23 protein-coding genes are annotated in these 25028 nt (G+C 68.4%); 4 read left to right on the top strand and 19 right to left on the bottom strand.

Annotated elements, in window-relative coordinates:
* Positions 1-170: 170 nt before the first annotated feature.
* On the bottom strand, positions 171-350 hold the full coding sequence (locus tag ACFOGJ_RS07415) for a hypothetical protein (RefSeq protein WP_379899212.1): 180 nt from the start codon (positions 348-350) through the stop codon (positions 171-173).
* Between the two features lie 229 nt (positions 351-579).
* Between ACFOGJ_RS07415 and ACFOGJ_RS07410 the strand changes: the two genes are divergently transcribed.
* From ACFOGJ_RS07410 to ACFOGJ_RS07400, 3 genes are all read left to right on the top strand, one after another.
* A complete protein-coding gene (locus ACFOGJ_RS07410) occupies positions 580-1779 on the top strand; it encodes a Rid family hydrolase (RefSeq protein WP_379899211.1) in 1200 nt (399 codons plus the stop codon).
* A 78-nt stretch (positions 1780-1857) separates the two neighbouring features.
* Positions 1858-3069 carry an oxidoreductase gene (locus ACFOGJ_RS07405; protein ID WP_379899210.1) on the top strand — a complete coding sequence of 404 codons (1212 nt, stop codon included), beginning with the start codon at positions 1858-1860 and terminating at the stop codon, positions 3067-3069.
* Positions 3070-3459: 390 nt separating this feature from the next.
* The gene (locus ACFOGJ_RS07400; RefSeq protein WP_379899209.1) at positions 3460-4668 is read left to right on the top strand and encodes an MFS transporter; all 1209 of its coding nucleotides are present in this window, start codon (positions 3460-3462) and stop codon (positions 4666-4668) included.
* Between the two features lie 6 nt (positions 4669-4674).
* Here the strand turns inward: ACFOGJ_RS07400 and ACFOGJ_RS07395 are convergent, their stop codons facing one another.
* From ACFOGJ_RS07395 to ACFOGJ_RS07370, 6 genes are all read right to left on the bottom strand, one after another.
* Positions 4675-5607, bottom strand: coding sequence for a DMT family transporter (locus ACFOGJ_RS07395; RefSeq protein ID WP_379899208.1), 933 nt, complete (start codon positions 5605-5607; stop codon positions 4675-4677).
* Positions 5556-7229, bottom strand: a complete 1674-nt coding sequence (locus tag ACFOGJ_RS07390; RefSeq protein ID WP_379899207.1) for an ABC transporter ATP-binding protein — start codon at positions 7227-7229, stop codon at positions 5556-5558. The genes ACFOGJ_RS07395 and ACFOGJ_RS07390 overlap by 52 nt, the downstream gene beginning before the upstream one ends.
* A 4-nt stretch (positions 7230-7233) precedes the next feature.
* Entirely contained in the window at positions 7234-8049 is an 816-nt protein-coding gene (locus ACFOGJ_RS07385; RefSeq protein ID WP_379899206.1) for an ABC transporter permease, read from the bottom strand.
* Between the two features lie 10 nt (positions 8050-8059).
* A complete protein-coding gene (locus ACFOGJ_RS07380; RefSeq protein ID WP_379899205.1) occupies positions 8060-9022 on the bottom strand; it encodes an ABC transporter permease in 963 nt (320 codons plus the stop codon).
* Positions 9023-9050: 28 nt separating this feature from the next.
* Positions 9051-10496: an ABC transporter substrate-binding protein gene (locus ACFOGJ_RS07375; RefSeq protein ID WP_379899204.1), complete on the bottom strand. Its 1446-nt coding sequence runs from the start codon at positions 10494-10496 to the stop codon at positions 9051-9053.
* A gap of 362 nt (positions 10497-10858) precedes the next feature.
* Positions 10859-11155, bottom strand: a complete 297-nt coding sequence (locus ACFOGJ_RS07370; protein WP_379899203.1) for a YciI family protein — start codon at positions 11153-11155, stop codon at positions 10859-10861.
* Between the two features lie 169 nt (positions 11156-11324).
* On the opposite strand from ACFOGJ_RS07370, the gene ACFOGJ_RS07365 reads away from it, so the two are divergent.
* Complete coding sequence (locus ACFOGJ_RS07365; RefSeq protein WP_379899202.1) at positions 11325-12521, top strand: sensor histidine kinase; 1197 nt, start codon at positions 11325-11327, stop codon at positions 12519-12521.
* 16 nt (positions 12522-12537) lie between these two features.
* Here ACFOGJ_RS07365 and ACFOGJ_RS07360 read toward each other — a convergent pair whose 3' ends face one another.
* The 12 genes from ACFOGJ_RS07360 to ACFOGJ_RS07305 all read right to left on the bottom strand — a co-directional run bounded on the left by ACFOGJ_RS07360 (position 12538) and on the right by ACFOGJ_RS07305 (position 24989).
* Complete coding sequence (locus ACFOGJ_RS07360) at positions 12538-13398, bottom strand: intradiol ring-cleavage dioxygenase (protein ID WP_379899201.1); 861 nt, start codon at positions 13396-13398, stop codon at positions 12538-12540.
* Positions 13398-14603: a 3-oxoadipyl-CoA thiolase gene (gene pcaF, locus ACFOGJ_RS07355; protein WP_379899200.1), complete on the bottom strand. Its 1206-nt coding sequence runs from the start codon at positions 14601-14603 to the stop codon at positions 13398-13400. The genes ACFOGJ_RS07360 and pcaF overlap by 1 nt, the downstream gene beginning before the upstream one ends.
* A gap of 11 nt (positions 14604-14614) precedes the next feature.
* Positions 14615-15637 carry a branched-chain amino acid ABC transporter permease gene (locus ACFOGJ_RS07350; RefSeq protein WP_379899199.1) on the bottom strand — a complete coding sequence of 341 codons (1023 nt, stop codon included), beginning with the start codon at positions 15635-15637 and terminating at the stop codon, positions 14615-14617.
* A gap of 10 nt (positions 15638-15647) precedes the next feature.
* Entirely contained in the window at positions 15648-16517 is an 870-nt protein-coding gene (locus ACFOGJ_RS07345; protein WP_379899198.1) for a branched-chain amino acid ABC transporter permease, read from the bottom strand.
* A 4-nt stretch (positions 16518-16521) separates the two neighbouring features.
* Positions 16522-17220: an ABC transporter ATP-binding protein gene (locus ACFOGJ_RS07340; RefSeq protein WP_379899197.1), complete on the bottom strand. Its 699-nt coding sequence runs from the start codon at positions 17218-17220 to the stop codon at positions 16522-16524.
* A 127-nt stretch (positions 17221-17347) separates the two neighbouring features.
* Entirely contained in the window at positions 17348-18073 is a 726-nt protein-coding gene (locus ACFOGJ_RS07335) for an ABC transporter ATP-binding protein (RefSeq protein WP_379899196.1), read from the bottom strand.
* A gap of 64 nt (positions 18074-18137) precedes the next feature.
* Positions 18138-19463 carry an ABC transporter substrate-binding protein gene (locus ACFOGJ_RS07330; RefSeq protein WP_379899195.1) on the bottom strand — a complete coding sequence of 442 codons (1326 nt, stop codon included), beginning with the start codon at positions 19461-19463 and terminating at the stop codon, positions 18138-18140.
* Between the two features lie 87 nt (positions 19464-19550).
* Entirely contained in the window at positions 19551-20648 is a 1098-nt protein-coding gene (locus tag ACFOGJ_RS07325) for a maleylacetate reductase (RefSeq protein WP_379899194.1), read from the bottom strand.
* A complete protein-coding gene (locus ACFOGJ_RS07320) occupies positions 20641-21438 on the bottom strand; it encodes a CoA-transferase subunit beta (RefSeq protein WP_379899193.1) in 798 nt (265 codons plus the stop codon). Before ACFOGJ_RS07320 ends, ACFOGJ_RS07325 begins: the two co-directional genes overlap by 8 nt.
* Complete coding sequence (locus ACFOGJ_RS07315; RefSeq protein WP_379899192.1) at positions 21431-22285, bottom strand: CoA transferase subunit A; 855 nt, start codon at positions 22283-22285, stop codon at positions 21431-21433. Before ACFOGJ_RS07315 ends, ACFOGJ_RS07320 begins: the two co-directional genes overlap by 8 nt.
* An 81-nt stretch (positions 22286-22366) precedes the next feature.
* Positions 22367-23884 (bottom strand): aldehyde dehydrogenase family protein, encoded by a 1518-nt coding sequence (locus tag ACFOGJ_RS07310; RefSeq protein WP_379899191.1) that lies wholly within the window; start codon positions 23882-23884, stop codon positions 22367-22369.
* Between the two features lie 118 nt (positions 23885-24002).
* Positions 24003-24989: a hydroxyquinol 1,2-dioxygenase gene (locus tag ACFOGJ_RS07305; protein ID WP_379899190.1), complete on the bottom strand. Its 987-nt coding sequence runs from the start codon at positions 24987-24989 to the stop codon at positions 24003-24005.
* Between the last annotated feature and the right edge of the window lie 39 nt (positions 24990-25028).

Raw genomic sequence — 25028 nt, 5'->3', positions numbered from 1 at the left:
GATATTATTATGATCGGATTTATGAATCGGTATATATTTTACGAAAATAGAAATCAATCTTCATCTCGCATAATTCTTTTCTGAGATTTTCTTTTCTTGTAAAAGCTGATATTTGGAAAAATTCTTTAGCAATCCTCCCTATGCTAACGTATTCCTCCCCGTCCAGATAGTCACACAGGGCATCGCTCACCACTTTGTTGATGTTGAGCCCCTTGCAGCGCGAAGATCATTGTGCGGCGACGCAGGTTCGGGCCCGAGCGCAGTTTGAAGCTCCCTTTGAGCAGGAGGTCAGGCTTGCGCCGTTCCTCACCGCTGGGTCCGAGGTAATCGTCCACAATCTCGTAGAACACCCGCTTCAGGCTCCTGGCATCTCTACCCTCGGAGGGCGCGGAGGTACTCCAGCCGGGCGCGGAAGGTTTCGCCTTCGTCGTTCTACGCGACCGAGCCGAGATGACCCCCGTATTCCTGCATCGTCGTTATAACTGCAGCTAAGGATGCCGGACTCCGCACCTTTTCACCGGCATGGCATACGATCATCTCCGGTCTTATTCTTCAGCATCGACCGAGAGGGGCCGCACCATGACCGGCGATCGCAGCTTCATCATTCCTGATGCCAACGCCTGGTGCCGCGACATGCCGGCATCCTCCGCCGTGCGCTGCGGCGACCTGCTGTTCATCGCCGGCCAGGTCAGCGCGGATGCGAAGCTGCGGCCGCTGGCGCGCGGCGATGTCCGGCGGCAGGCGCGCAACGCCTTCGCGCGCATCGCGGAGATCCTGGCGGCAGAGGGCGGCAGCATGGACGACGTGCTGGACGTGATGGCCTTCGTGAAGGATCCGCGCGACATGGACGCGGTGCTGTCGGTGGCGGCGGAGCATTTCCCCGACGAGGGGCCGGCCTGGAGCCTGGCCGGCATGGTGGGCAGCTACCGGCCGGAACTGCTGGTCAGCATCCGCGCCATCGCCCATCTCGGCCCGGGGAGGCGGCGTGGCGTGACGCCGCCGCGGATGGGGTGGATGCGGGGGCTGCCGATATCGGCGGCGGCGGCGAAGGGCGACCATGTCTTCACCTCCGGCCTGGTGGCCGCCGACAGTCGCGGCCTGCCGGTCAGCCCCGGCGACCATTTCGCGCAGGCGCGCTATGCCTATGACCGCCTGAAGGAGGTCCTGGCGGAGGCCGGCAGCGGCCTGCACGACGTGATCGACATGATCGCCTTCAACCACGACGCCCGCGGCATGGATGCCGCCGTGGGCACCTGGTGCGACGAGACGATTGCCGACACGGCGGTCGCGGAGGCACCGACCTATACCGCCATCGGCATGACCGGCCTGTGGCGGTCGGGCATGGTGGGTGCCTTCCGCGCCATCGCCGACCTGAGCGCCGGGCCGCGGGTGGCGCACAACCTGCCCAGTGTGCACTGGCATGCGGAGCGGAATTCCGGTGCCACCCGCAAGGCCGGCGGGCGGCTGGTCGGCATTGCCGGGCAGGTCGCCTCCGACGGGCAGCGCAACATCGTCGGCCGCGGCGATCCCGCCTCGCAGGCGCGCTACTGCTTCAGCCAGATCCAGGGCGTGCTGGAGAAGCACGGCGCCGGGCTGGAGCATCTGGTCGAGGTCACCTCCTTCCACAAGGATGTCCGCGACTGGGAGGCGGTGATGGCGGCCGCCGCCGACATCTTCCCGGCCGGCGCCGGCCCGGCCTGGACGCCGGTCGGCTGCACCGGGCTGTACCTGGAAGGCTATCAGCACGAGATCTACGCCCTGGCCATGCTGCCGGGGTGAGACAAATCGCAACCGCAGCGGCCCGGTGCTACATTGGCACCGTCGCTGACGGGGGCGGCCGAGCAAGGGGGCATACGTATGCAGGCTTTTCCGAACACCTTCTCTTCGTACCGCCTGGGGAACCTCACCCTGAAGAACCGGATCGTCATGGCGCCGCTGACCCGCCAGTCGGCGGAGGATGACGGCACGCCCACCGACGAGATGACGGCCTATTACGCCCGGCGCGCCCGCGGCGGGGTGGCGATGATCATCTCCGAAGGCACCTACGAGGAGGATGCGCTGGGCTGCATCGCCTACCTGAACCAGCCGGGCATCGCCAACGAGAAGCACATCGCCGGCTGGCGCAGGACGGTGGACGCCGTCCATGCCTGCGACGTGCCGATCATCCTGCAGCTGATGCATGGCGGCCGGGTCAGCGACCCGCGCTGCCTGTTCGCGGGCGAGGCGCCGGTCAGCGCCAGCGACACGCAGAGCCCGGGCTGGGTGCTCTATACCGACAGCGACCAGGAAAAGTATGACCGCCAGGTCGTCGGCCATTGGCCGAAGGTGACCTTCCCGCCGGCCCGCGCGCTGAGCCGGGAGGAGATCTTCCGCATCGCCGACGGCTTTGCCGAGGGCGCCGCCCGCGGCATGCAGGCCGGTTTCGACGGGGTGGAGATCCATGCCGCCAACGGCTACCTGCTGTACCAGTTCGTCGACCCGAAGCAGAACCTGCGCAGCGACGAGTTCGGCGGCAGCCCGGAGAACAACATCCGCTTCGCCAAGCTGGTCTGCGAGCGGGTGCGCGAGGCGATCGGGCCGGGCAAGCTGATCACCCTGCGCCTGTCGCAGGACGGGGTGGACGATTTCGGCGGCGCCTGGCCGGACGGCGTGCGCTATGCCGAGGCGCTGGGCCGCGCCCTGGCGGATGCGCAGGTCGACGCGCTGCACTGGTCCAGCTTCGACTGGACCGACAACCGCGACCCGAACAGCGCCGACCCGATGCCGACCGTTCTGCGGCGCGCCAGCGGCAAGCCGGTGATCGTCAATGGCGGCATCGCCGAGGGCCCGCATGCCGAACAGGTGATCACCTCCGGCGCCGGCGATCTCTGCGCCGTCGGCCGGCCGCTCTTCGCCCATCCGGACTGGCCCTACATCATCCGCGCGGGCGAGCCCTACAACTGGATCCCGTTCGACCGGAAATACGTGATCAAGCCGCCCTACGACTATAGCTGCGGCTATCCGCTGGACCTGAAGCGCAGCGTCTGGCCCGCCGACCTGAACCTGCGCCGGCGGCATCCGGAGGGCTGAGGGGGGCGAAAGGAAAGCCGGTTGCCGCCGCCGATGCTGCGGCAGGGATCCCCTGCCTCTGCCAAATATCGTCACCCGCGTACTTGATACGCGAGTCCATGCCGCCGCCTCTCAATAAGAGCCTGCCCTGATTGAGCCTCGCAGCACCATGGATTCGCGCAACAAGTGCGCGAATGACGCGTTGGAGGAGAAGCATGTGGCCCGAACTGCATCCTCGCCACGCGGAAGCGGTCACCAGTGGCCCAAGACTGGCCATGCCCGGTGAGGTCGGACATGACCGGCCATTGGGGCAATGCGGCGGCCACATGCGGCATCTGCGGAAGCGGCATTCCCGCGGCCGGGCCCGATCCCCTACCCTCTGGGCCGAGGAAACAGGACAGGGTCCACGCCATGCCGGAACAGGCCGCAGAGCCGCGCTATCGCTGGGTGATCGTCGCGGCCGCCGCCGTCATGCTGGCGGTGACGATGGGCCAGCTGGTCAGCGGCCTGTCCGTCTTCTTCCTGCCGCTGGAGCGGGAGTTCGGCTGGGCACGGGGCGATATCGCCCTGATCAACACCGCGGGGCTGGTCGGGCTGGCGGCTGGCGGCATCCTGCTGGGCCGGGCCGCGGACCGCTGGGGGATCCGGTGGATCTGCCTTGCCGGCGGCGCGGTGCTGGGCCTGTGCATCCTGGCCGCCTCCCAGGCGGAGGCGCTGTGGCAGCTCTACCTGCTGTTCCTGGTCGGCGGCGCGTTCGGCGGCGCCGCCTTCTTCGCGCCGCTGCTGGCGCTGGTCGGCAACTGGTTCGCGACCGGCGCCGGCATGGCGCTGGGCATCGCTTCCGCCGGCCAGGCGCTGGGCCAGGGCACGATCCCGGTGATCGCCGCGGTGGCGATCGAGGCGTTCGGCTGGCGCGGCGCCCTGGCGCTGCTGGGCGCCGGCACCCTGGCCCTGCTGCTGCCGCTGTCGCTGCTGGCACGCGACCCGCCGCCGCGGACCGGCGGCGCGGGCGGCGGCGCGGCCGGCCTGCACGGCATCCTGCCGCACCGCACCGTGGTGATCGTGCTGAGCGCCGCGGTGCTGTGCTGCTGTACCCTGATGGCGGTGCCGCTGATGCACCTGGTGCCGCTGATGCAGGACCGCGCTTTGTCGGCGTCGGAGTCCGCCGGCGTGATGTTCGCGATCCTGGCCGCCGGCATCCTGGGCCGGCTGGTGTTCGGCAAGCTGGCCGACATGGTCGGCGCGATCCCCGCCTACATGACCGCCTCCCTGTGGCAGACGGCGATGGTGTTCGGCTTCACCCAGCTCGACGGGCTGGGCAGCTTCTACCTCTACGGCCTGGCCTACGGCTTCGGCTATTCCGGCGTGATGACTGGCGTGCTGACAACGACGACCGCCCTGACTGCGCCCGCACGCCGTGCCGGCGCGATGGGCATCGTCACCGCCTTTGCCTTCCTGGCGCATGGCTTCGGCGGCTTCCTGGGCGGCCGGCTCTACGACATCACCGGCGGCTATACCCTGGCCTTCGCGGCGGCCGCCGCTTTCGGCATCGCCAACCTGGCCATTGTCGGTGGGCTCTACCTGCACATCCGCCGCGGCGGTACGCCCGTTCCTGCCTGAGCGCCGTCAGCGCGCCCGCTCCCGTGCCAGCAGCAGGCCGGCGGCCACGATCACCGCGATGCCGGTCCAGGTGACCGCGTCGGGGAATTCGCCGAAGACGAACAGCCCGATCGCCGCCGTGCCGACCAGTTCCAGGTAGACCAGCGGCGACAGCAGCGAGGCATCGGCATAGCGGAAGGCGTTGATCGACAGCACATGGCAGAAGGCGGAGACCGCCCCCATGGTCAGGATCAGCACCAATTGCGTCGCATCCGGCACGGCGAAGGTCCAGATCGCCTGCGGGGTCAGCAGCAGGGCGCCGACCAGGCATTGGAAGGCCAGGGTCGGCAGGACGCCGGCGCTGCGGGCCGCGACCCGGGTGGCGATGATATAGCCGGCGAAGCAGATCCCGCTGCCCAGCGCCAGCAGCATGCCGGTGGAGATCCCGCCGTCCGGACGGACGACGGTCATGGCGCCGGCGAAGCCCAGCGCCACCGCCGCCAGCCGCAGCGGCCGCGCCTTCTCCCGCAGCAGCAGCATCGCCAGCAGGGCGGCCACGACAGGTCCGACGAAATAGGCGCCCGAGGCTGTGGCCAGCGGGATCCGCGCGATTGCCAGGAAATAGAAGCTCATCGCCGCCATCAGGAAGGCGGTGCGCAGCAGGTGGGCGCCCAGGCCGCGCCGCGGCAGCGCCTTTCGCGGGCCCAGCCGCCACAGCGCGACCGGCAGCACGATCAGGGTCGCCGCGGCATAGCGCGACCAGGCCACGAAGAGCGGCGAGAAGCTCTCCCCCAGATGCTTGGCCACGCCGTCGACCGTGGGAATGATCAGCATCGCCGCCGCCATCAGCGCGATGCCCAGCAGTGGCCGGCTGTCGCCTGACTCGGCGCCCGGCGATGCCGGGCCGGTCAGTTCCCGGCCGCCTCCATGCGGCGGGATTCCAGCACCTCTTCGAGCCAACCGAGCTTCATCTCCGGCACCGACTTCAACAGCAGGTCGGTATAGGCGTCATGCGGCGGGGTCATCACCTCCGCCCGCGGCCCCTGGCAGACCACCCGGCCCTGGTACATCACCACCACATCGTCGGCAATCGCCTTCACCGTCGCCAGGTCGTGGGTGATGAACAGGTAGGAGAGATTGTCCTCCCGCTGCAGCCGCAGCAGCAGTTCCAGGATGCCGTCGGCGACCAGCGGGTCGAGGGCGGAGGTGACCTCGTCGCAGATGATCAGCTTCGGCTCTGCCGCCAGCGCGCGGGCGATGCAGACCCGCTGCTTCTGGCCGCCCGACAGTTCGCCCGGCAGGCGATTGGCGAAGCTGGCATCCAGGTCGATATGTTCCAGCAGCTCCACCACCCGGTCCATCCGCTTCCGTCCGCGCAGGCCCAGGAAGCGGGTCAGCGGCCGGCCGATGATCTCGCGCACCTCCTGCCGCGGGTTCAGGGCGACGTCCGGCATCTGGTAGATCATCTGCAGGGTCCGCAGCTCTTCCCGGCTGCGCCGCTTCAGATGCGGGGTCAGGGGGGCGCCGTCGAAGCGCAGTTCGCCGTCCCACGGCGGCAGCAGGCCCATCGCCACCCGCGCCAGGGTCGACTTGCCGGAGCCGCTCTCCCCCACCACCGCGACGGTGCGGCCCTGCGGCACGGCGATGGTGACATCCTCCAGGATGGTCTGGCCGCGACGATAGCCTGCGGTGATGCCGGTCATCTGCAGCACCGGCTCCGGCGCAGCCACCCCGGCCATCGCGCCCTCGGGCTGGCCGACGGAACGGACGCTGACCAGTGCCTTCGTATAGTCCTGCCGGGGCGCGTGCAGCACCTGCCCGGTCTCGCCATATTCCACCGTCTCGCCATAGCGCAGGACCATGATGGAATCGGCGATCTGCGCCACCACCGCCAGGTCGTGGCTGATGTAGAGGGCGGCGGTGTCCAGGTCGGAGATCGCGTCCTTGATCGCGGCCAGCACCTCGATCTGGGTGGTGACGTCCAGCGCCGTCGTCGGTTCGTCGAAGACGATCAGGTCCGGCTTGCAGACCAGGGCCATCACCGTCATCGCCCGCTGCAGCTGGCCGCCGGAGACCTGGTGCGGATAGCGCTCGCCGAAGCGGTCCGGGTCGGGCAGGCCGAGGCGGTGGTACAGGTCGCCGGCAAGCTGCCGCCCCTCATCGGCGCTGCAGACGCCGTGGATCACCGCCGGCTCGACGATCTGGTCGCCGAGCCGCAGCGCCGGGTTGAAGGCCGCCGCCGCGCTCTGCGCCACATAGGCGACCCGCTGGCCGCGCAGCTTCCGCACCGCCACCGGCGGCAGGTCCAGGACATTGTCGCCGTCCAGGATGATCTCGCCGTCGCTGATCCTTGTGCCGGGACGGGCATAGGCCATGGTGGCCAGGCCGATCGTCGACTTGCCGGCGCCGGACTCGCCGATCAGGCCCAGCACCTCGCCGCGGCCGACGGTGAAGGAGACACCCTTCACGATCTGGCTGCGGGCGTCCGGGTCGGACTGGCTGGTCTCGATCCGCAGGTCGCGCACGTCCAGCAGGGTGCCGCCCTGCGCCTGTCCCGTATCCACCATGTCCGCCTGCGCCATCCGCCTACCCTCCCCGCCGCAAGGTCGATGTGCGGTTCAACACCCAGTCGACCACCAGGTTCACGCCGATCGTCATGATCGCGATCGCCGCCGCGGGCAGCAGCGGCGCGATCAGGCCGAAGCTGATCGCCGCGGCATTCTCCTTCACGATGCCGCCCCAGTCCGCGGTCGGCGGCTGCACCCCCAGGCCCAGGAAGCTGAGCGCGGAGAGGAACAGCATGGTGTAGGAGAAGCGCAGTCCGAACTCCGCCACCAGCGGGGTCAGCGCGTTGGGCAGGATCTCCCGCCCCATGATCCAGGCCGGCCCCTCGCCGCGCAGGCGCGCGACCTCGACATATTCCATCACGGTGACGTCCATCGCGACCGCCCGCGCCACCCGGAACACCGGCGCGGCGAACAGCACCCCCATCACCGCGATCAGGATCGGGATCGACGAGGGCATCACCGACAGCACCACCAGGCCGAAGATCAGCGGCGGGATCGCCAGCACCGCGTCGACCGCCCGGCTGATCACCTGGTCCAGCGCGCCGCCGGCGGTGGCCGCCAGGAAGCCCAGCACGCTGCCCAGCAGGAAGGTGACCATCGTCGCCGCCAGCGAGATGCCGACCGTGGTCTGCGCGCCGTAGAGCAGGCGGGTCAGCATGTCGCGGCCCAGGTTGTCGGTGCCCAGCAGGTAGGTACCGAACAGCGGCTCCCAGACATCGCCGACGATCTCCCCCTCGCCATAGGGGGCGAGCCAGGGGCCGAAGGCGGCCAGGACGGCGAACAGCAGGACGATCGCCGCCCCGACCCAGACCGAGACCGGATAGCGGGCGGTCATTTCGCCTTCCTCACTTGGGATGCCGCAGGCGCGGATTGGCGAGGATCGCCAGGATGTCCGCGCTCATGTTCAGCAGCACGTAGGTCGCCGCGAAGATCATCGCGCAGGCCTGCACCACCGGCACGTCGCGCTTGGCGACATGGTCCACCATCAGCTGGCCCATGCCGGGATAGACGAACACCACCTCCACCACCACGACGCCGACCACCAGGTAGGCGAGGTTCAGCACCACCACGTTGATGATCGGCGACAGCGCGTTGGGAAAGGCGTGCCGGAACACCCGTCGCGCCCGGCTGACCCCCTTCAGGGTCGCCATCTCGATGAACGGCGCGGTCAGGATGTTGATCACCGCCGCCCGGGTCATCCGCATCATATGCGCCACCACCACCACCGTCAGGGTGGCGCAGGGCAGCGCCAGCGCGACCAGCTGGTCCCAGAGGCCGAGCTGCGGATTGGCGACCGCATTCGAGTTCGGCGGCAGCCAGCCCAGCAGGATCGCGAAGACCAGGATCAGCAGGTAGCCGACGAAGAATTCCGGCATCGACACGGTGGAGACCGTGCCGACCGACAGCACCCGGTCGAAGATCGTGTTGCGGTACAAGGCCGCCAGCAGGCCGAGCAGCAGCGCCAGCGGTACCGACACGATCGCCGCCACCGCCGCCAGGGTCAGGGTATTGCCCAGCCGGGCGCCGATCATCTCGTCGATCGGCCGCTTCGATGTCAGCGAGGTGCCCAGGTCGCCGGACAGGATGCCGCCCAGCCAGTCCGCATAGCGTTCCCAGGCCGGCCGGTCGAGGTCGAGATCGGCGCGGATCGCCGCCACCGCCTCCGGCGTGGCGCCCTGGCCCAGGATCGCCTCCGCCACGTCGCCGGGCAGCAGCTCCGTGCCGCCGAAGATCAGGAAGGAAACGGCCAGCAGGGTGACGGCCCCGTAGAGGAGCCGCCGCCCGACCAGCAATGCGAGTGCGCGCATCGCGGGCGTGCGCCGCGCCCGGTCCGGCTCAGCCTTCGTCCAGCCAGACCTTTTCCGCCGCCTTGTGGCCGGAGAAGTCGAACAGCGGATGCGGCTCGAAGCCCTTCACCGCCTTGGTGCCGGCATCCAGCCAGTCGTTGAACACCGGCACGATGGTGCCGCCGTCGGTGTTCACCAGGGTCTGCATCTCGGCATACATCGCCTTGCGCTTGTCGAAGTCGAGCTCCGCCCGCGCCTTCACCAGCAGCTCATTGAATTTCGCATTGTCCCACTTCGCCTCGTTCCAGGCGGCGCCCTTGGCATAGGCGGTGGAGAAGATCATGTCCGGGGTCGGCCGGCCGGCCCAGAACACGTAGCAGGCCGGCACCTTCAGCCAGACGTCGGACCAGTAACCGTCCGCCGGGTCGCGGATCACGTCGATGGTGATGCCGGCCTTGGCCGCGTTCTCCTTGAACAGCACCGCGGCATCGATCGCGCCGGCGAAGGCGGCGTCCGAGGTATGCACCTGCAGCGGCCCCGAATGGCCCGACTTCTTGTAGTGGAAGGCCGCCTTGTCGGGATCGTAGGTGCGCTGCGGCATCTCGGCATTGAAATAGGGATTGGTCGGCGCGATCGGGGTGTCGTTGCCCAGGCTGCCATAGCCGCGCAGGATCTGGGTCAGCATCTGCTCCCGGTCATAGGCGTATTTCATCGCCATGCGCAGGTCGTGATTGTCGAACGGCGGCTTGTCGCAATGCATCGGCAGGGTGTAGTGCGCCCAGGCCGGCGAGCGCAGGATCTGCACGTTCGGGTCGCGCTTCAGCAGCGAGATGGTCTTGGCGTCGACCCGGTTGATCATATGCGCCTGGCCCGAGCGCAGCGCCGCCAGCCGCGCTGTCGGGTCGTTCACCACCGACAGTTCGACCGCGTCGACATAGGGCCGGTCGCCGTCCCAGTAGTCCGGGTTGCGGGTCGCCGCCCAGCGCACGCCGGGCTCGAACATCTCCTTCACGAACGGGCCGGTGCCGACGCCGGCATCGGCCGGCAGGTCGCTGGGCAGGATCATCATGTGGTAGTCGGCCATGATCGCCGGCAGGTCGGCATTGCCGCCGTCCAGCTCCACCACCACGACATCCTTGCCCTCCGCCTTCACGTCGGTGACGGCGGTCAGCAGCGCCTTGGCCGCGGACTTGGAGTCCTTGCCGCGATGCAGGTTGATCGACCAGACCGCATCCTCGGCGGTCAGCGGCTTGCCGTTGTGGAAGTTCACCCCCTTGCGCAGCCGGAACCGCCAGACCCTGGCGTCCGGCGTCGCCTCCCAGCTTTCCGCCAGGTCGGGCACGATCACACCCTTCGCGTTCGCCTGGGTCAGCCGGTTGGCGTACTGGAAGGCGATGTCATTCATGACGAAATCGTCATAGGTGGTCGGGTCGAAGCTGTTGGTCGACGAGCCGCCGCCCACCGCCATCTTCAGGGTACCGCCGCGCTTCGGCATATGGTCGTCCGCCAGAGCCGGCCGAAGTAGAGACGGCGCGACGACTGCACCACCGCCAAGTACGGATGCCCCGGCAAGGAAATGACGGCGTGAGACGCTGAAAAGTCCGTCCTTGTCTTTGAATTTTTCTTCGGACATGGCAAATCCTCCCCATCGGCCCGTATGATTTCCCAGACGGCCGCGTTGGCCGCGGCGACTCATGCGGCATCATTCCGGATTGGATGGACTTTGCCAAGCATGCAGGCCGCTCCGCTTGCGCCGGACAATAGATTTCCATCCGTCCGAACTATTCACCGGACAGCATTCTGATCTTGGGAAATGTCCGCCCGCGTGCCGCCGCGGCGGGGCCCCCGGTCCCGTTCTCAGGAGCCCGGCGCGCCCATTCCCCATTTCCAGGGGCGGATTTCCACCGTCGCGAACAGCCCCGCCTTGCTGTAGGGGTCGTCGGCAACGAAGGCCTCGACATCTGCCAGGCTGTCGGCCTCGACCACCAGCATGGAGCCGTTCATGCGGGCGCCGTCGGCGGTCAGGGTCGGGCCGCCATGCAGCACCGTCACCGGGTGCGGATGCGCGCGCAGATGCTGCTGGTGGCTCGGTCGGGTATCCAGGCGCAGCTGTTCCGTGCCGGGCCGGTCGGTACCGAAAACGACGAAATACATTGCTTCCTCCCCCTCGCCAGCATGACCGGCGCCGCGGCATGCTGCACGTCCGAACGAAAGCCCGTCTTAAGGTTTCCGGGCTAGGCTATTGTCAGGGTGCAGGATCGCACCAACGACACTGGCAGATTGCGACCGGCAGGTCGGGACAGGCAAGGTGCGCGGGACGGTGATGAGCACCAGATCGATACAGCATAGGGAACGGGCGGCGGATGCCGACCACGCACCGGTCTCGGCGTTCAGGGCGCTGAACCGGTGGCTGGGCAGCATCCATATCGCCGCCGCGACCGCCCTCGTTACCTGTTTCGCCGTGACCTGTGCCCTGTCCGGGGCAGCGCTGCTGATCGAGAACGGCTTCTTTGGCGAGAAGTGGCAGGTCTATCTGGGTGCCACCGCGATCACCGTGCTGATCGCCGCGCCGATCGTCTACCTGGCGCTACGGGTGATCCGGCAGCTTGTCGCATCGCGGGAAGCGCTGCGCCAGATGACCGCGCGCCTGGCTTGGGCGCTGGACAGAGCGGAACGTGCCAGTGACGAGAAGTCGCGTTTCCTTGCGACCATGAGCCACGAACTGCGTACCCCGCTGAACGCCGTCATCGGCTTTTCCGACATGATCATGAACGAACGTCTCGGGCCGCTGCAGAACCAGCGCTACCGGGACTATGCCGGCGACATCAACGGCAGCGGCCAGCACCTGCTGGGCATCATCAACGAGATCCTGGACCTGGCGAAGATCGAGGCCGGCGAGATGCGGATCGACGATGACGATATCTGCGACGTCTCCGAGGCGCTGTCCACCGCAGGCCGCATGATCGCGCCGGACGCGGCGCGGCGCAGTGTCGACCTGACGGTCCTGCCGATGCCGCAGCGGGTACAGCTTCAGGCGGCAGACCGGATGGTGCGCCAGGTGCTGATCAACGTGCTGGCCAATGCGGTGAAGTTCACCCCGGCCGGCGGCTCCGTGGTGCTGACCCCCGAACTGCGGCCGCACGGCAACCTGGTGCTTGCCGTCACCGACAGCGGCATCGGCATGACCGCGGACGAGATCCGCGTCGCCCTGACCCCGTTCGGCCAGGTCGGTCATGCGCAGCGGGCAGAGAATGCCGGCACCGGGCTCGGCCTGCCGCTGGCCCGGGCGATGATGGAGCTGCATGGCGGCCGGCTCACCGTCCGCAGCACCCCGGGGCGGGGCACGACCGTGGTGCTGATCTTCCCCGCAAACAGGGTCCTGCCGGCACCACCCAACGTGATGCCGCTGAACGCATCGGCGACCCGCAGCGACCGCCCCCCCGCCGCCGCGGGCCTCAACAGCGCCGACATCATCCCGCTCAACGCGAGCGGACCGGAACGGTCGAAGCACCAGCCCTGACAGCCCGTCCGTGTCGTTACGCCGCCTTCAGCCCGAAGTCGTAGGCGACCTTCCAGCCCGGCGTCCGGATGCCCAGCTTCGCGGCCTCGTCCGCATCCTGCACCGGCTCGTAGCGCACGATCAGCGGCGACTTCACGCCGAACACCACGTCGCTGTCGATATAGGGATCGCCATCGGTGAACAGGTGCGTCGTCACCGGCTCGTAGCCCGGCGCGGATACGATGAAGTGCACATGCGCCGGCCGGATCGTGTGCCGGCCCAGGGCCTTCAGCATCCTGCCCACCGGCCCGTCGTCGGGCACCGAATAGCTGACCGGCTTCACGGTGCGCAGCGCATAGCGGCCATCGGCGTCGGTGGCGAACTTGCCGCGCAGGTTGAACTCCGGCTGGTCGGGATCCTGCACCTCGTACAGGCCGTTCGGCGCGGTCTGCCAGACGTCCAGGATCGCGCCCTCGATCGGCTTGCCGTCCCCATCGGTCACCCGGCCGCTGATGAAGACCTCCTCGCCGGGCGTGTCGCCGGCGATGCTCTCGCCTGCCGCGAAGGTCTTCGCGCCCTCGCGATAGAACGGGCCCAGCACGGTGGACTGGGTCGCCGTCTCCGGCTTCCGGTTGTTGATCGCATCGACCAGCATGGAAACGCCCAGGGTGTCCGACAGCAGGATGAATTCCTGCCGCTTGTCGTCGCACATCTGGCCGGTGGCGGTGAGGAACTGGATCGCGGTCATCCACTCAGCCTCGGTCAGTTCCACGTCGCGCACGAAGTCGTGCAGGTGGCGGATCAGGCTGGTCATCACCGCCTTCAGCCGCGGATCGCCGCATCCGGCCATCCGGTCGATGGCCATCTGCGTGATGTTGGTCTCGTTGAAATCGCGCATCACACCCGCTCCAGAATCACGGCAATTCCCTGTCCGACGCCGATGCACATCGTGCACAGCGCATAGCGCCCCTGGCGGCGCTGCAGCTCGTAGGCCGCCGTGGTCAGCAGCCGCGCGCCGCTGGCGCCCAGCGGATGGCCCAGCGCGATCGCCCCGCCATTGGGGTTCACATGCTCCGCATCCTCCGGCACGCCGAGCTCGCGCAGCACCGCGATGCCCTGCGAGGCGAAGGCCTCGTTCAGCTCGATCACGTCCATCTGGTCGATCGTCAGGCCGGCCTTCTCCAGCACCTTCTTCGACGCCGGCGCCGGCCCCATCCCCATGATCCGCGGCGGCACGCCGGCGGTGGCCGCCGCCACCATCCGCGCCATCGGTGTCAGGCCCATCGCGGCCGCCGTCTTCTCGTCCGCCAGCACCAGCGCACAGGCGCCGTCATTGACGCCGGAGGCATTGCCCGCGGTCACCGTGCCGTTCTGCCGGAACGGGGTCGGCAGCTTCGCCAGCGCCTCCATCGTGGTTTCGGGGCGCGGATGCTCGTCGACCTCCACCACCTGCGGCGGGCCCTTGCGCTGGGGGATCTCCACCGGGACGATCTCGGCGGCGAGGCGGCCATTCTCCATCGCCGCCTTCGCCTTCATCTGCGACCGGTAGGCGAAGGCGTCCTGCGCCGCGCGGTCGACCTTGTACTCCTCGGCCACGTTCTCGCCGGTCTCCGGCATGGAATCGGTGCCGTAGTGCTGCTTCATCTTCGGATTGACGAAACGCCAGCCGATCGTCGTGTCCTCGACTTTCGCATCGCGGCTGAAAGCGGTCTCCGCCTTGCCCATGACGAAGGGGGCGCGGGTCATGCTCTCCACGCCGCCGGCCAGCATCAGGTTCGCCTCGCCCGCCTTGATCGCGCGGGCGGCGATGGCCGTGGCATCCATGCCGGAACCGCAGAGCCGGTTCAGGGTGGCACCGGGCACGTCCACCGGCAGGCCCGCCAGCAGCGACGCCATGCGGGCGACGTTGCGGTTGTCCTCCCCCGCCTGGTTGGCGCAGCCGGCATAGACATCGTCGACCTTCTGCCAGTCGACCTTACCGTTGCGTCCCATCAGGGCGGCGATGGTGACCGCCAGCATGTCGTCGGGGCGCACCTTCGCGAGGCTGCCGCCGTAGCGCCCGATCGGGGTGCGCACCGCATCGCAGATGAAAGCCTCAGCCATTCTCTCTCTCCTCACTCAGGTTCGGTTGCGCCATGCACCTTGAGGCGCCGGCGCACCGGGAAGAAGTGCCAGCCCAGCCGCTCCGCGACCAGGCCCCAGATGCCCTGCGGGGCGAACAGCATGACCAGCACCGCCAGCGCGCCCAGCACGATCAGGTACCAGCTGCCCAGGTCGGCCAGCAGGCCGCGCAGGACGAAGAAGACGAGGGTGCCGACGATCGGCCCCTCGATGCGGCCGATGCCGCCGATGATGACGATGAACAGCACGCTCGCCGTCCAGTCCTGCAGGCTGAACGCGGCATCGGGCGAGATCCGCAGCTTCAAGAGGAAGATCAGCGCGCCCACCGTGCCGGTGATGCCGGCGACGACGACATAGAGCCAGAACTTGGTGCGGAAGGCATCCACCCCCAGGGACCGCGACGCGACCTCGCTGTCGCGGATCGCGGTCAGCGCCAGGCCGTGGCGGGCCCGCAGCAGCCAGTAGACGATCGCCGTCGTCCCCACCGCCAGGCCCAGGCAGATGAAGTAGAAGATCATGTCGCGGCCCAGCGGGCTGGTGCCCAGTTCCTTCACCACCGCGATCGGCAGGCTCATGCCCGAGCCGCCGCCCAGCGCCGAGACCTGGGCGAAGACCAGGCGGTAGACCTCCGCCACCACCCAGGTGCCGATGGCGAAATAGGCGCCGCGCAGGCGGAAGACCACGAAGGCGGTCGGCACCGCGAAGATGGCCGCCGCCAGGCCCGCCAGCACCAGGCAGAGCAGCGGGTGGATGTCCAGGTAGATGGCGAAGACGAACAGCGCATAGCCGCCCAGGCCGACAAAGGCCTGCTGGCCGATGGAGACCAGGCCGGCATAGCCCGCCAGCAGGTTCCACATCTGCGCCAGCGCCAGGAAGTAGCAGATCTCCATGATCAGCCGCATGTCCGCCCGGCCGGCCCAGAACGGCAGGGAGACCAGCACCGCCAGGACGATGACGAAGATGCCGAGCCCGGCCTGCGCGGTGCGGGTGGTGCGTTCGACGGAATAGCGTGCCATCGCCGCCCCCTCAGTCCACGGCGCGCGGGAACAGCCCGCGCGGGCGGATCACCAGGATCACCAGGAAGGCGATATGGCCGGCCAGGATCTGCCAGCCGGGATCGATCTTCGCGCCGATCGACTGTGCCACCCCGAGGATGATGCCGCCGATGAAGGTGCCCCAGAGGCTGCCCAGCCCGCCGATGATCACCGCCTCGAAGGCATAGAGCAGCCGCGGCGGGCCGATCGACGGGTCGAAGTTGGTGCGCATTCCCAGGAACACGCCCGCCACCGCCACCACCGCCAGCGAGATCGCCATCGCCAGGGCAAAGACATGGCGATTGTCGATGCCCATCAGCCGGGCGGTGTCCTGGTCGTCGGAAGTGGCGCGGAACGCCCTGCCCAGCTTCGTCCGGTAGAACAGCAACTGCAGCCCGCCGATCACCACAATGGCGACCAGGAAGATGATCAGCGGCACCAGGCCGATGGCGATGCTGTCGCCCAGCTGGATGGAGGCGGTGTCGAGCCAGCCCGACTGCAGCTTCTGGGAGTCGGCGGAGAAGACCTCCAGCAGCAGGTTCTGCAAGATGATCGAGATGCCGAAGGTGACCAGCAGCGGCGGCAGGATGTCGTCGCCCAGGGTCAGGTTCAGCACGCCGCGCTGCAGCGCATAGCCGATCACCGCCATCACCGGCACCACGATCAGCAGGCTGGTCAGCGGCGCCATGCCGGTGGCGTCGACGCAGACCAGGGCGATATAGGCGGCCAGCACGATCAGGTCGCCATGGGCGATGTTCACCAGCCGCATGACGCCGAAGATCAGCGACATGCCGGTGGCGAACAGCGCATAGAGTCCGCCGAGCAGGATGCCCTGGATGATGCTGTTGAGCCATTCGACCACGGGATCAGACTCCGAAATAGGCTTGCCGGATCTGCTCCCGGCTCAGGTCGGCGGGGCGTCCCTCAAGGGTCACCCGGCCTTCCTGGAAGCAGTAGATGCGGTCGGCGACCGCCATCGCCTGGTTGATGTCCTGTTCCACCACCATCAGGGTGCAGCCGGCCTTCGTGACCTGCGGCAGGCTGTCGTAGATGTCGCGGATGATCGTCGGCGCCAGGCCCAGGCTGATCTCGTCGCAGAGCAGCAGCCGCGGGTTCGACATCAGCGCGCGACCGATGGCGACCATCTGCTGCTGGCCGCCAGACAGCGCCGTGCCTGGCGACCGGCGGCGCTCCTGCAGGACCGGGAACAGGTCGTAGATCCGCGCCAGGTCCCAACTGCCCTTGCGCCCCGCATGGGCGCCGATCAGGAGGTTCTCCTCCACCGACAGGGAGGGGAACAGCTTGCGTCCCTCCGGCACCATGGCAATCCCCATCTCCACCACCGCGTCGGCGCGGGCATCGCCGATCTGCCGGCCGTCGAAGACCAAAGCCGCCCGGTCGTTGCGCAGCAGCCCGGTCAGCGAGCGCAGGAAGGTGGTCTTGCCCGCGCCATTGGCGCCGATGATGGCGATGGTCTCGCCCTCCGCCACCGCCAGGTCGATGCCGAACAGCGCCTGGAAGTCGCCGTAGAAGGCGGTGAGGCCGTGGGTTTCCAGCAGGGTCATCGTTCCGCCACCCTCAATCGACACAGACCAGGCCTGCACGTATTGAGACACGGCGCGATGGACCCGCGGATCAAGTCCGCGGGTGACGATTGTGGGAGCGAGGAAGCCGGGAACTGCGGGAACCGGCTCATTCGGCGCTGATCCCCATGTAGATCTCCTGCACCTGGGGCGAGTTGAAGACGGTCTGCGGGTCGCCCTCGTCCAGCTTGGCGCCGAAATTGATCACCACCAGCCGCTCCACCACCGAGAGCAGGGCATGGACCACATGCTCGATCCAGATGATCGCGGTGCCGGCGGCGTGGATCGCGCGGATCGTCGCCACCAGCTCCTGGCACTCCGCCTCCGTCAGTCCGCCGGCGATCTCGTCCAGCAGCAGGGCCTTCGGCTGCGTCGCCAGCGCCCGCGCCAGCTCCAGCCGCTTGCGCTCCAGCAGGCTGAGCTTGCCCGCCGGCATGTTCGCCTTCGGCAGCAGGCCGGTGCGCTCCAGGATCTCGGCACAATCGTCGGTGACCTGGGCCTCCGACCGGCCGGTGCCGTAGCAGGCACCCACCAGCAGGTTCTCGAACACCGTCATGTTCGTGAAGGGATGCGGGATCTGGTAGGAGCGGCCGATGCCGCGCCGGCAGCGCTCGTGCGGCGGCATCGCGGTGACATCGGTCTCGCCGAAGAAGATGCGGCCGGCATCCGGGCGCACATCGCCGGTGATCAGGTTGAACATCGTGCTCTTGCCGGCACCGTTCGGTCCGATCACACCGAGCGCCTCGCGCGGGTGCAGTTCCAGGTCCAGCTTGTTGGTGACCACCAGCGAGCCGTAAGACTTGGAGACCGTCTGCAGTCTGAGAAGCGGCGCCACCGGCATTCCCCGCAATGGAACAGAAGCGGCCGGGCCCGCGGACCGCGGACCCGGCCGGAGCCGATCAGGTGATCGGCTGCAGTTCGCCCTGCGCCGGGATGTTCGGCGCGGTCTCGTTGTTCACCACCAGCAGCTCGTAGGGGAACTTGCCGCCGTCCGACAGGCGCCACTGGCCACCGACCAGCGGCGTCTTGGCGACGTTCTTCACCGGGCCGCTGCCCCAGGCCACCGGGCCGACGATGGTGTTCAGGTTGGTGGAAGCGATCGCCGCCAGGTTGGCCTCGACATCCTTCGGGTCGGCGCTGCGCTTCAGCACGTCGATCGCCACCTCGAACAGGGCATGGGCGAAGCCGATCGGCTGCGTCCACTGCTTGCCCGTGCTCTCGGTATAGGCCTGCGCCAGCTGCATCGAGGACTGGCCGGTCAGCGAGGAGCTGAACGGATGGTTCGGCGACCACCAGACCTCGCTGGACAGGTTGTTGCCCTGCTTGCCCAGTGCCTCGACCGCCACCGGGAACAGGATCGCCTTGCCCATGGAGGCGATCTTCGGCACGAAGCCCTGCTGCCGTGCCTGGGTCCAGAATGTCGTGAAGTCCGGCGGGATCATCACGCCGGTGACGATCTCGACATTGGCATTCTTGAATGCGGCGATCTGGGCGGAGAAATCGTCGGTCAGGTTCTGGTAGCGGCCGGGATCCAGCAGTTCGAAGCCCTGCTTCGCCAGCACCGGCGGGAAGCCGAGCTCCGGATGGCCCCAGGCATTGCCGTCGCCGTCATTGGGGAACATGCCGCCCACCTTCTTGTTGGTGGGGATCGAGTTCCACATGTTGGTGAAGACCCCGATCACGTCTTCCAGGCCCCAGAAGAAGTGCCAGGTGTAAGTGAAGCCCTTTGCCGGATCGCCGCCGCGGGTGAAGAACCAGGGCTGCCACGGCGCCAGCGACGAGATGCAGGGCACGCCGTTCAGTTCCGCCTGGTCGCCGACCGGGTTGGTGGTCTCCGGCGTGTTGCCGACTACCAGCAGGTCGACCTCGTCGGACAGGATCAGCTCGCTGGCGACCTCTGCCGCGCGGTTCGGGTTGGACTGGCTGTCCTTGACCACGATCTCGACATTCCAGGTCTTGCCGCCGGACTGGATGCCGTCCTTCACCACGTTGCGGATCGCGGCGATGGTGAAGTCGTCGGACTCCGCGAAGGGGGCGAGCGGCCCGGTCTTCGGGCTGACCCAGCCCAGTTTCAGGGTCTCGGCCGCGCGCACCGCCGGGGCCGGGAACAGCGACCCGAAGGCCGCCACGCCGGCGGCGCCGCCGGCGAGCTTCAGCGCACCGCGGCGATTGATGGTGAAGCGCCCGCCGGACCGCGCCGGCAGAATGAGGTCCTTCTTCGCCATTCCGTTTCCTCCCTTTGGAACGTCGCGGCCGGTCGTGCCGGCCGATGTTCTGCCTCCGCCGGCCCCGCCGGGCGGAAGACCGACAGGTTAGTGTGTCGGACGCCGCCCGTGAAAGGCGTCGTCCAGCAGGGCCCGGATCCCGTCCCGCGTGACCGGGGCCGGATTGTAATAGGGGTTCTGCACGGCGAGGTCGGCGGCCCGGTCCAGCCCGTCCTCCGTCATGCCGATCGCCGAGAGCGCCGTCGGCGCACCGACCGACGCGGCCAGGTCGAACAGGCCGCCGCCGGCTTCCGCTGCCTGCGCCAGGCCCAGCGCCCGGGCCACCCGCGCCAGCGCCTCCGGCGCGGCCGCGGCGTTGTAGGACGCGGCATGCGGCAGGACCACGGTATGGGTCTCGGCATGCGGCAGGTTGAAGCTGCCGCCCAGGGTGTGACAGAGCTTGTGGTGCAACGCCATGCCGACGCAGCCCAGAACGGCGCCGCAGAGCCAGGAGCCGTAGAACGCCTCCGCCCGCGCCGCGGCATCGCCGGGATCCGCCACCACCCGCGGCAGGGCGGCCGCCAGGGCGCGGATCCCCTCCTCCGCCATCAGCGAACTCACCGGATTGGCATTCTCGGCATAGAGCGCCTCCACCGAATGGGCGATCGCGTTCATGCCGCTGGGCCCGGCGATCGCCGCCGGCAGGCTCGCCGTCAGGTCCGGGTCGTAGATGACGGTCCGCGGCAGTACCTTCATGTCGCGCAGGGTGCGCTTCACGCCGTTCTCGGTGAGGCCGATGATCGGCGTCATCTCGGAGCCGGAATAGGTGGTCGGCACCGCGATGACCGGCCGGCCGGTGTCCAGCGCGATCCCCTTGCCCAGACCGATCGTGGTGCCGCCGCCGACCGCCACATAGCAGTCGGCGTCCAGCTCCGCCGCGACCGCGCGCGCGCGGTCCACCGTCTCCATCGGCGTATGCATCACCGCACCGTCATGGACGCCGGCGGCGGCGGCGCCCAGGCTGGCGGCCACCGCCTCGGCGGTGTCGCGCTGCTCCGGCGTGCAGACCACCAGGGCACGGGCGCAGCCCAGCCGCTCCACCTCCGCCGGCAGGTCGGCGACCCGCCCGGCACCGAACACGACACGGCCGGGCAACTGGTCGTAGGTGAAATGGCGGCCGGCGCCGCCCTGGTTCTGCTCAGACATCGCCGGAATGCGCCTCCGCTGTGCGCTTCTTCAGGGCGCGCAGCACCTCCAGCTCCTTCGCCGTCGGCACCGGCGTCTCGGTCAGCCGGTCGGCAACCTTCAGGTCCCAGCCGGTCTTCGCCTTCGCCTCCTCCACCGTGGCGCCGGGATGCAGCGCCGTCAGGGTCAGCTCCGCCGTTTCCGGATGCGGCTCCAGGATGCCCAGATCGGTGATCAGCTTCTGCGGCCCGGCACCGGGCACCGCCAGCCCCTGGCGCCGCGGTCCGCCGCCCAGCGAGGTGACGAAGTCCAGGTCCTCGACGAAGGCCCGCGGGCTCTGCCGCAGGATCACATAGACCCGGCCGGTCGAGGTGGCGATCTCCGGCGCGCCGCCGGCGCCGGGCAGCCGCACCTTCGGCTTGTCGTAGGGGCCGATCACCGTGGTGTTGATATTGCCCCAGCGGTCGATCTGCGCCGCACCCAGGAAGCCGACATCGATCCGCCCGCCCTGCAGCCAGTAGCGGAACATCTCCGGCACCGAGACGACGGTGCGCGCGGTCTCCGCCAGTTCGCCATCGCCGATCGACAGCGGCAGCACGTCCGGGCGGGTGCCGATGGTGCCGGACTCGTAGATCAGCACCGCCTTCGGCGCGTGGGTCAGGCGGGCCAGGTTCGCCGCCTCGCTGGGCAGCCCGATGCCCACGAAGCAGACGGTGCCGTCGTCCAGCAGCCGCGAGGCCGCCACCGACATCATCTCGTCCGACTTGTAGCCGCGATCCGCCGCGGCCGCTGCGGGAGCGGTCTCAGACATAGCCGTCCTCCTTCAGCCGGGACCAGGTCTGCCCGAAGGTCGGGCAGTCCATCACGTAGCGCTGCATCCAGTCGCGGAAGCTGTCGCGTTCGCGGGCCACCGGGTCCCATTGCGTGTAGAACTTGTTGTGCCGCTTGTAATAGCCATGCGCGTAGGACGGATGCGCGCCGTTCGGCACCGCGCAGACCGCCGAGACGGTCCAGGCCGGCAGCACCACCGCGTTGGGGGCGGCGTCCAGCTCGTCGACGATCTCCTCTACCGTCACGATGGCGTGACGGGCGGCCAGCACCGCCTCCTTCTGCACGCCGACGATCCCCCACATCAGGACATTGCCCTCGCGGTCGGCCTGCTGGGCGTGGATCACCGCCACGTCGGGTCGGATCGACGGCACGCAGGCCAGTTCCTCGCCGGTATAGGGGCAGGTGATCCGGCGGATGTCGGGATTGTGCTTCTGGTGGTCGGTGCCCAGATAGCCGCGGAACACGGCGAAGGGCAGGTTCGCGGCGCCGGCCTCGTAGGCATTGGCCATCGCCGCATGCGAATGCTCGGAGATCTCCAGCGGCTGCGGCCAGCCCTGCTCCACCGCCTCGCGCAGCCGGTGCAGCGAACCGACCCCGGGATTGCCGCCCCAGGAAAAGACCAGCCGGCGCACGCAGCCCATGCCGATCAGCTGGTCGTAGATCAGGTCGGGTGTCATCCGGAACAGGGTCAGGTCCTTCCGCCCCTGTCGGATCATCTCATGCCCGGCGGCATGCGGGATCAGGTGCGTGAACCCTTCCATCGCCACCGACTGACCGTCCTGCACGAAGCGTCGGACGGCCTCCTCCAATTCCATGATCTCAGCCATTGCGGCCTGCATTCCCCTCGGCAGTTGCTTGTCCCATGCCGCACCGGACGGCGCCCCCACGCCGCCGGCGGGCCCTGAACGTCATCGTGGATAATAGGGCGGGATCTGCGCGTCCACGTTCACCCAGACCGATTTCGCCTGGCTGTATTCGCGCATCACCTCGAAGCCCATCTCGCGGCCATAGCCGGACTGCCCCGTGCCCCCGAACGGCGAACCCGGATTGACCCGCTTGTAGCAGTTGATCCAGACCATGCCCGACTTCATCGCGCGGGCGAAGCGGTGCGCCCGCGAAAGGTCGGCGGTCCAAAGTCCGCCGCCCAGGCCGTATTCGGTGCCGTTGGCGATCGCCAGCGCCTCCGCCTCGTCGGCGAAGGTGGTGACCGTGACGAAGGGCCCGAACACCTCCTCCTGGCAGACCCGGTCCTGCGGCTTCGCCCGCACCACGGTGGGGGCGACATAGCAGCCCTTCGCCAGCGCCGCATCCTGCGGCGCCGCCCCGCCGGCCAGGATCTCGCCGCCCTGGTCCTGCGCGATGCCGCAGTATTTCAGCACCCGTTCCTGATGCAGGCGGGAGGTCAGCGGCCCCATCTCGGTCGCGGTGTCCAGCGGGTTGCCGAGCCGGATCGAGCGGGCCAGCGCCAGGAAGCCTTCCAGGAACTGGTCGGCGATCCGCTCGTGCAGCAGCAGGCGGGAGCCGGCGATGCAGGCCTGGCCCTGGTTGTGGAAGATCGCGAAGGCGGAGCCGCCGATCGCGGCCCGGACGTTCGCATCCTCGAAGACGATGTTGGCGCCCTTGCCGCCCAGTTCCAGCTGCACCTTCTTCAGGTTGCCGGCGGAGGCCTGGACCACCTGCCGGCCGACCGGGGTGGAGCCGGTAAAGGCGATCTTCGCCACCTCCGGATGCTCCGCCAGATGCTGGCCGGCGGTCTGGCCGTAGCCGGGCAGGATGTTGACCACACCTTCGGGAAAGCCGACCTCGGCCATCAGCTCGGCGATCCGCAGGGTCGACAGCGGCGTGATCTCCGACGGCTTCAGCACCACGCAATTCCCGGCCGCCAGGGCCGGCGCCATCTTCCAGCTGGTGAACATCAGCGGGAAGTTCCAGGGCACGACCTGGCCGACCACCCCCAGCGGCTCCCGCAGCAGGTAGTTCAGGAAGCCCTGTTCCACCGGAATGACGGAGCCCTCGAACTTGTCCGCCATGCCGCCGAAATAGCGGTAGGTCACCGCGGTGCGCGGCACGTCCAGGATCTGCGTGTCGCGGAACGGGTGGCCGGTGTCCAGCGCCTCCAGCGCGCCCAGTGCCGCCTGCTCCGCCTCGATCCGGTCGGCCAGCTTCAGCAGCAGCCGCCCGCGGTCCATCGCCGCCATGTCGCGCCATTTCGGGAAGGCGGCCTGCGCCGCGGCGACGGCGCGGTCGACATCCGCCGCCTTCGCCTCCGCGACCTTGGTGATCAGGGAATTGTCGTGCGGGTTCAGCACGTCGATGGTGGCGCCGTCGGCGGCATCGACGAAGCGGCCGCCGATGAACAGGCGGTTCTGGATGGATGACGGATCGGGCGGCGAGATCATGGTCCCAGCCGTGCTCGGCGCGTTCATGCGCCCCTCCTTCGCTTGCGCGATACCTCCCTGCAACCGGCCCTTCTGTGTGGCCGGCGGCTGCCCCGTCCGCCCGGTACAAGGGCCGGACGGACGGGACGATGTCACGCGCGCCGGTTCAGAAGGTGACCGGAACGACCGGCGCCTCGCCCTTGATGATCATTTCCGGGATCCGCGGCGAGGCATTCTCCCAGACCAGCAGCATCGACCGCTTCGGGCTGAAGCCCTGGTGACGGATGTCGGCGGGCATGCAGGCCACGTCGCCCGGCCGCATGGTCACGCGGGCGCGCGGCCGGCCGGTATTCTTGTCCTTCACGTCCCAGATGATCTCGTCGGAGAGCTGGATGAACCATTCCACCCGGTCGTTGCCATGCTCCACCGGCAGGGTGAATTCCTCCGAGGTCGGGCAGTACAGGCTCTCCTTCACCACCGAGCAGACCGAAGGGTTCCAGGTGACGTCGGAGCGGGACAGATAGTCGAACAGGTTGAAGGCCGCGACCTCGCCCTCGAAGCCGGGCTCCGCCTCCACCACCGGCTGGTCGCTCTCGACATCGGCCAGCATGCGGTTCTGCGGGAAGCCGTTGTCGTCGGTGCGCATCGGCGCATCGCCGGGCAGGCCGACCATGCGCTCCGCCGTGACACGCTTGCGGTCGACGGCGGCATCATTGTCGCCGTTCTTGCGGCCCCAGGCGCCGCCGGTCTCGCCCGGCGCGGCGAAGGGATCATAGCCTTCGTTGGTCCAGTCGCGGACCATGTCGGTAAAGATCTCGTGCAGCTCATCGGAATCGAAGCGCTGCAGGTGGTCGCGGCCGGCCCGTTTCAGCACCTCGTGGTAGGTGCCAGCGAAAACATCGACCTCGCCGTAATGGTTGGTGGTGCCGAACACGGCGTCGAAGCTGACCGTGCCGTAGAAGAACTTCCAGGCGACCGCCCGCATCAGCGCCCGCATGAAGCCGTCGATCGGCATGATATGCTCGCCGTTCGGCCAGGTCAGGTGGGCGAAATACTCGTCGCGGCGCACCTTGAAATCGCCGAACCGATACGACTTGTAGCCGGTAACATTGTCGCGGGGAAAGATCTCGAAATCGTGGCAGAGCTCACTCATCTTTTCCTCCTTCATGGGGTCGTTGCCCCTCGGACGATC

The sequence above is a fragment of the Marinibaculum pumilum genome (genome assembly GCF_042646425.1).
Classification (GTDB): Bacteria; Pseudomonadota; Alphaproteobacteria; order Ferrovibrionales; family Ferrovibrionaceae; genus Marinibaculum; species Marinibaculum pumilum.
Note: the sequence above shows the minus strand (reverse complement) of the source record. Positions and strands in the feature narration are given on the sequence as shown.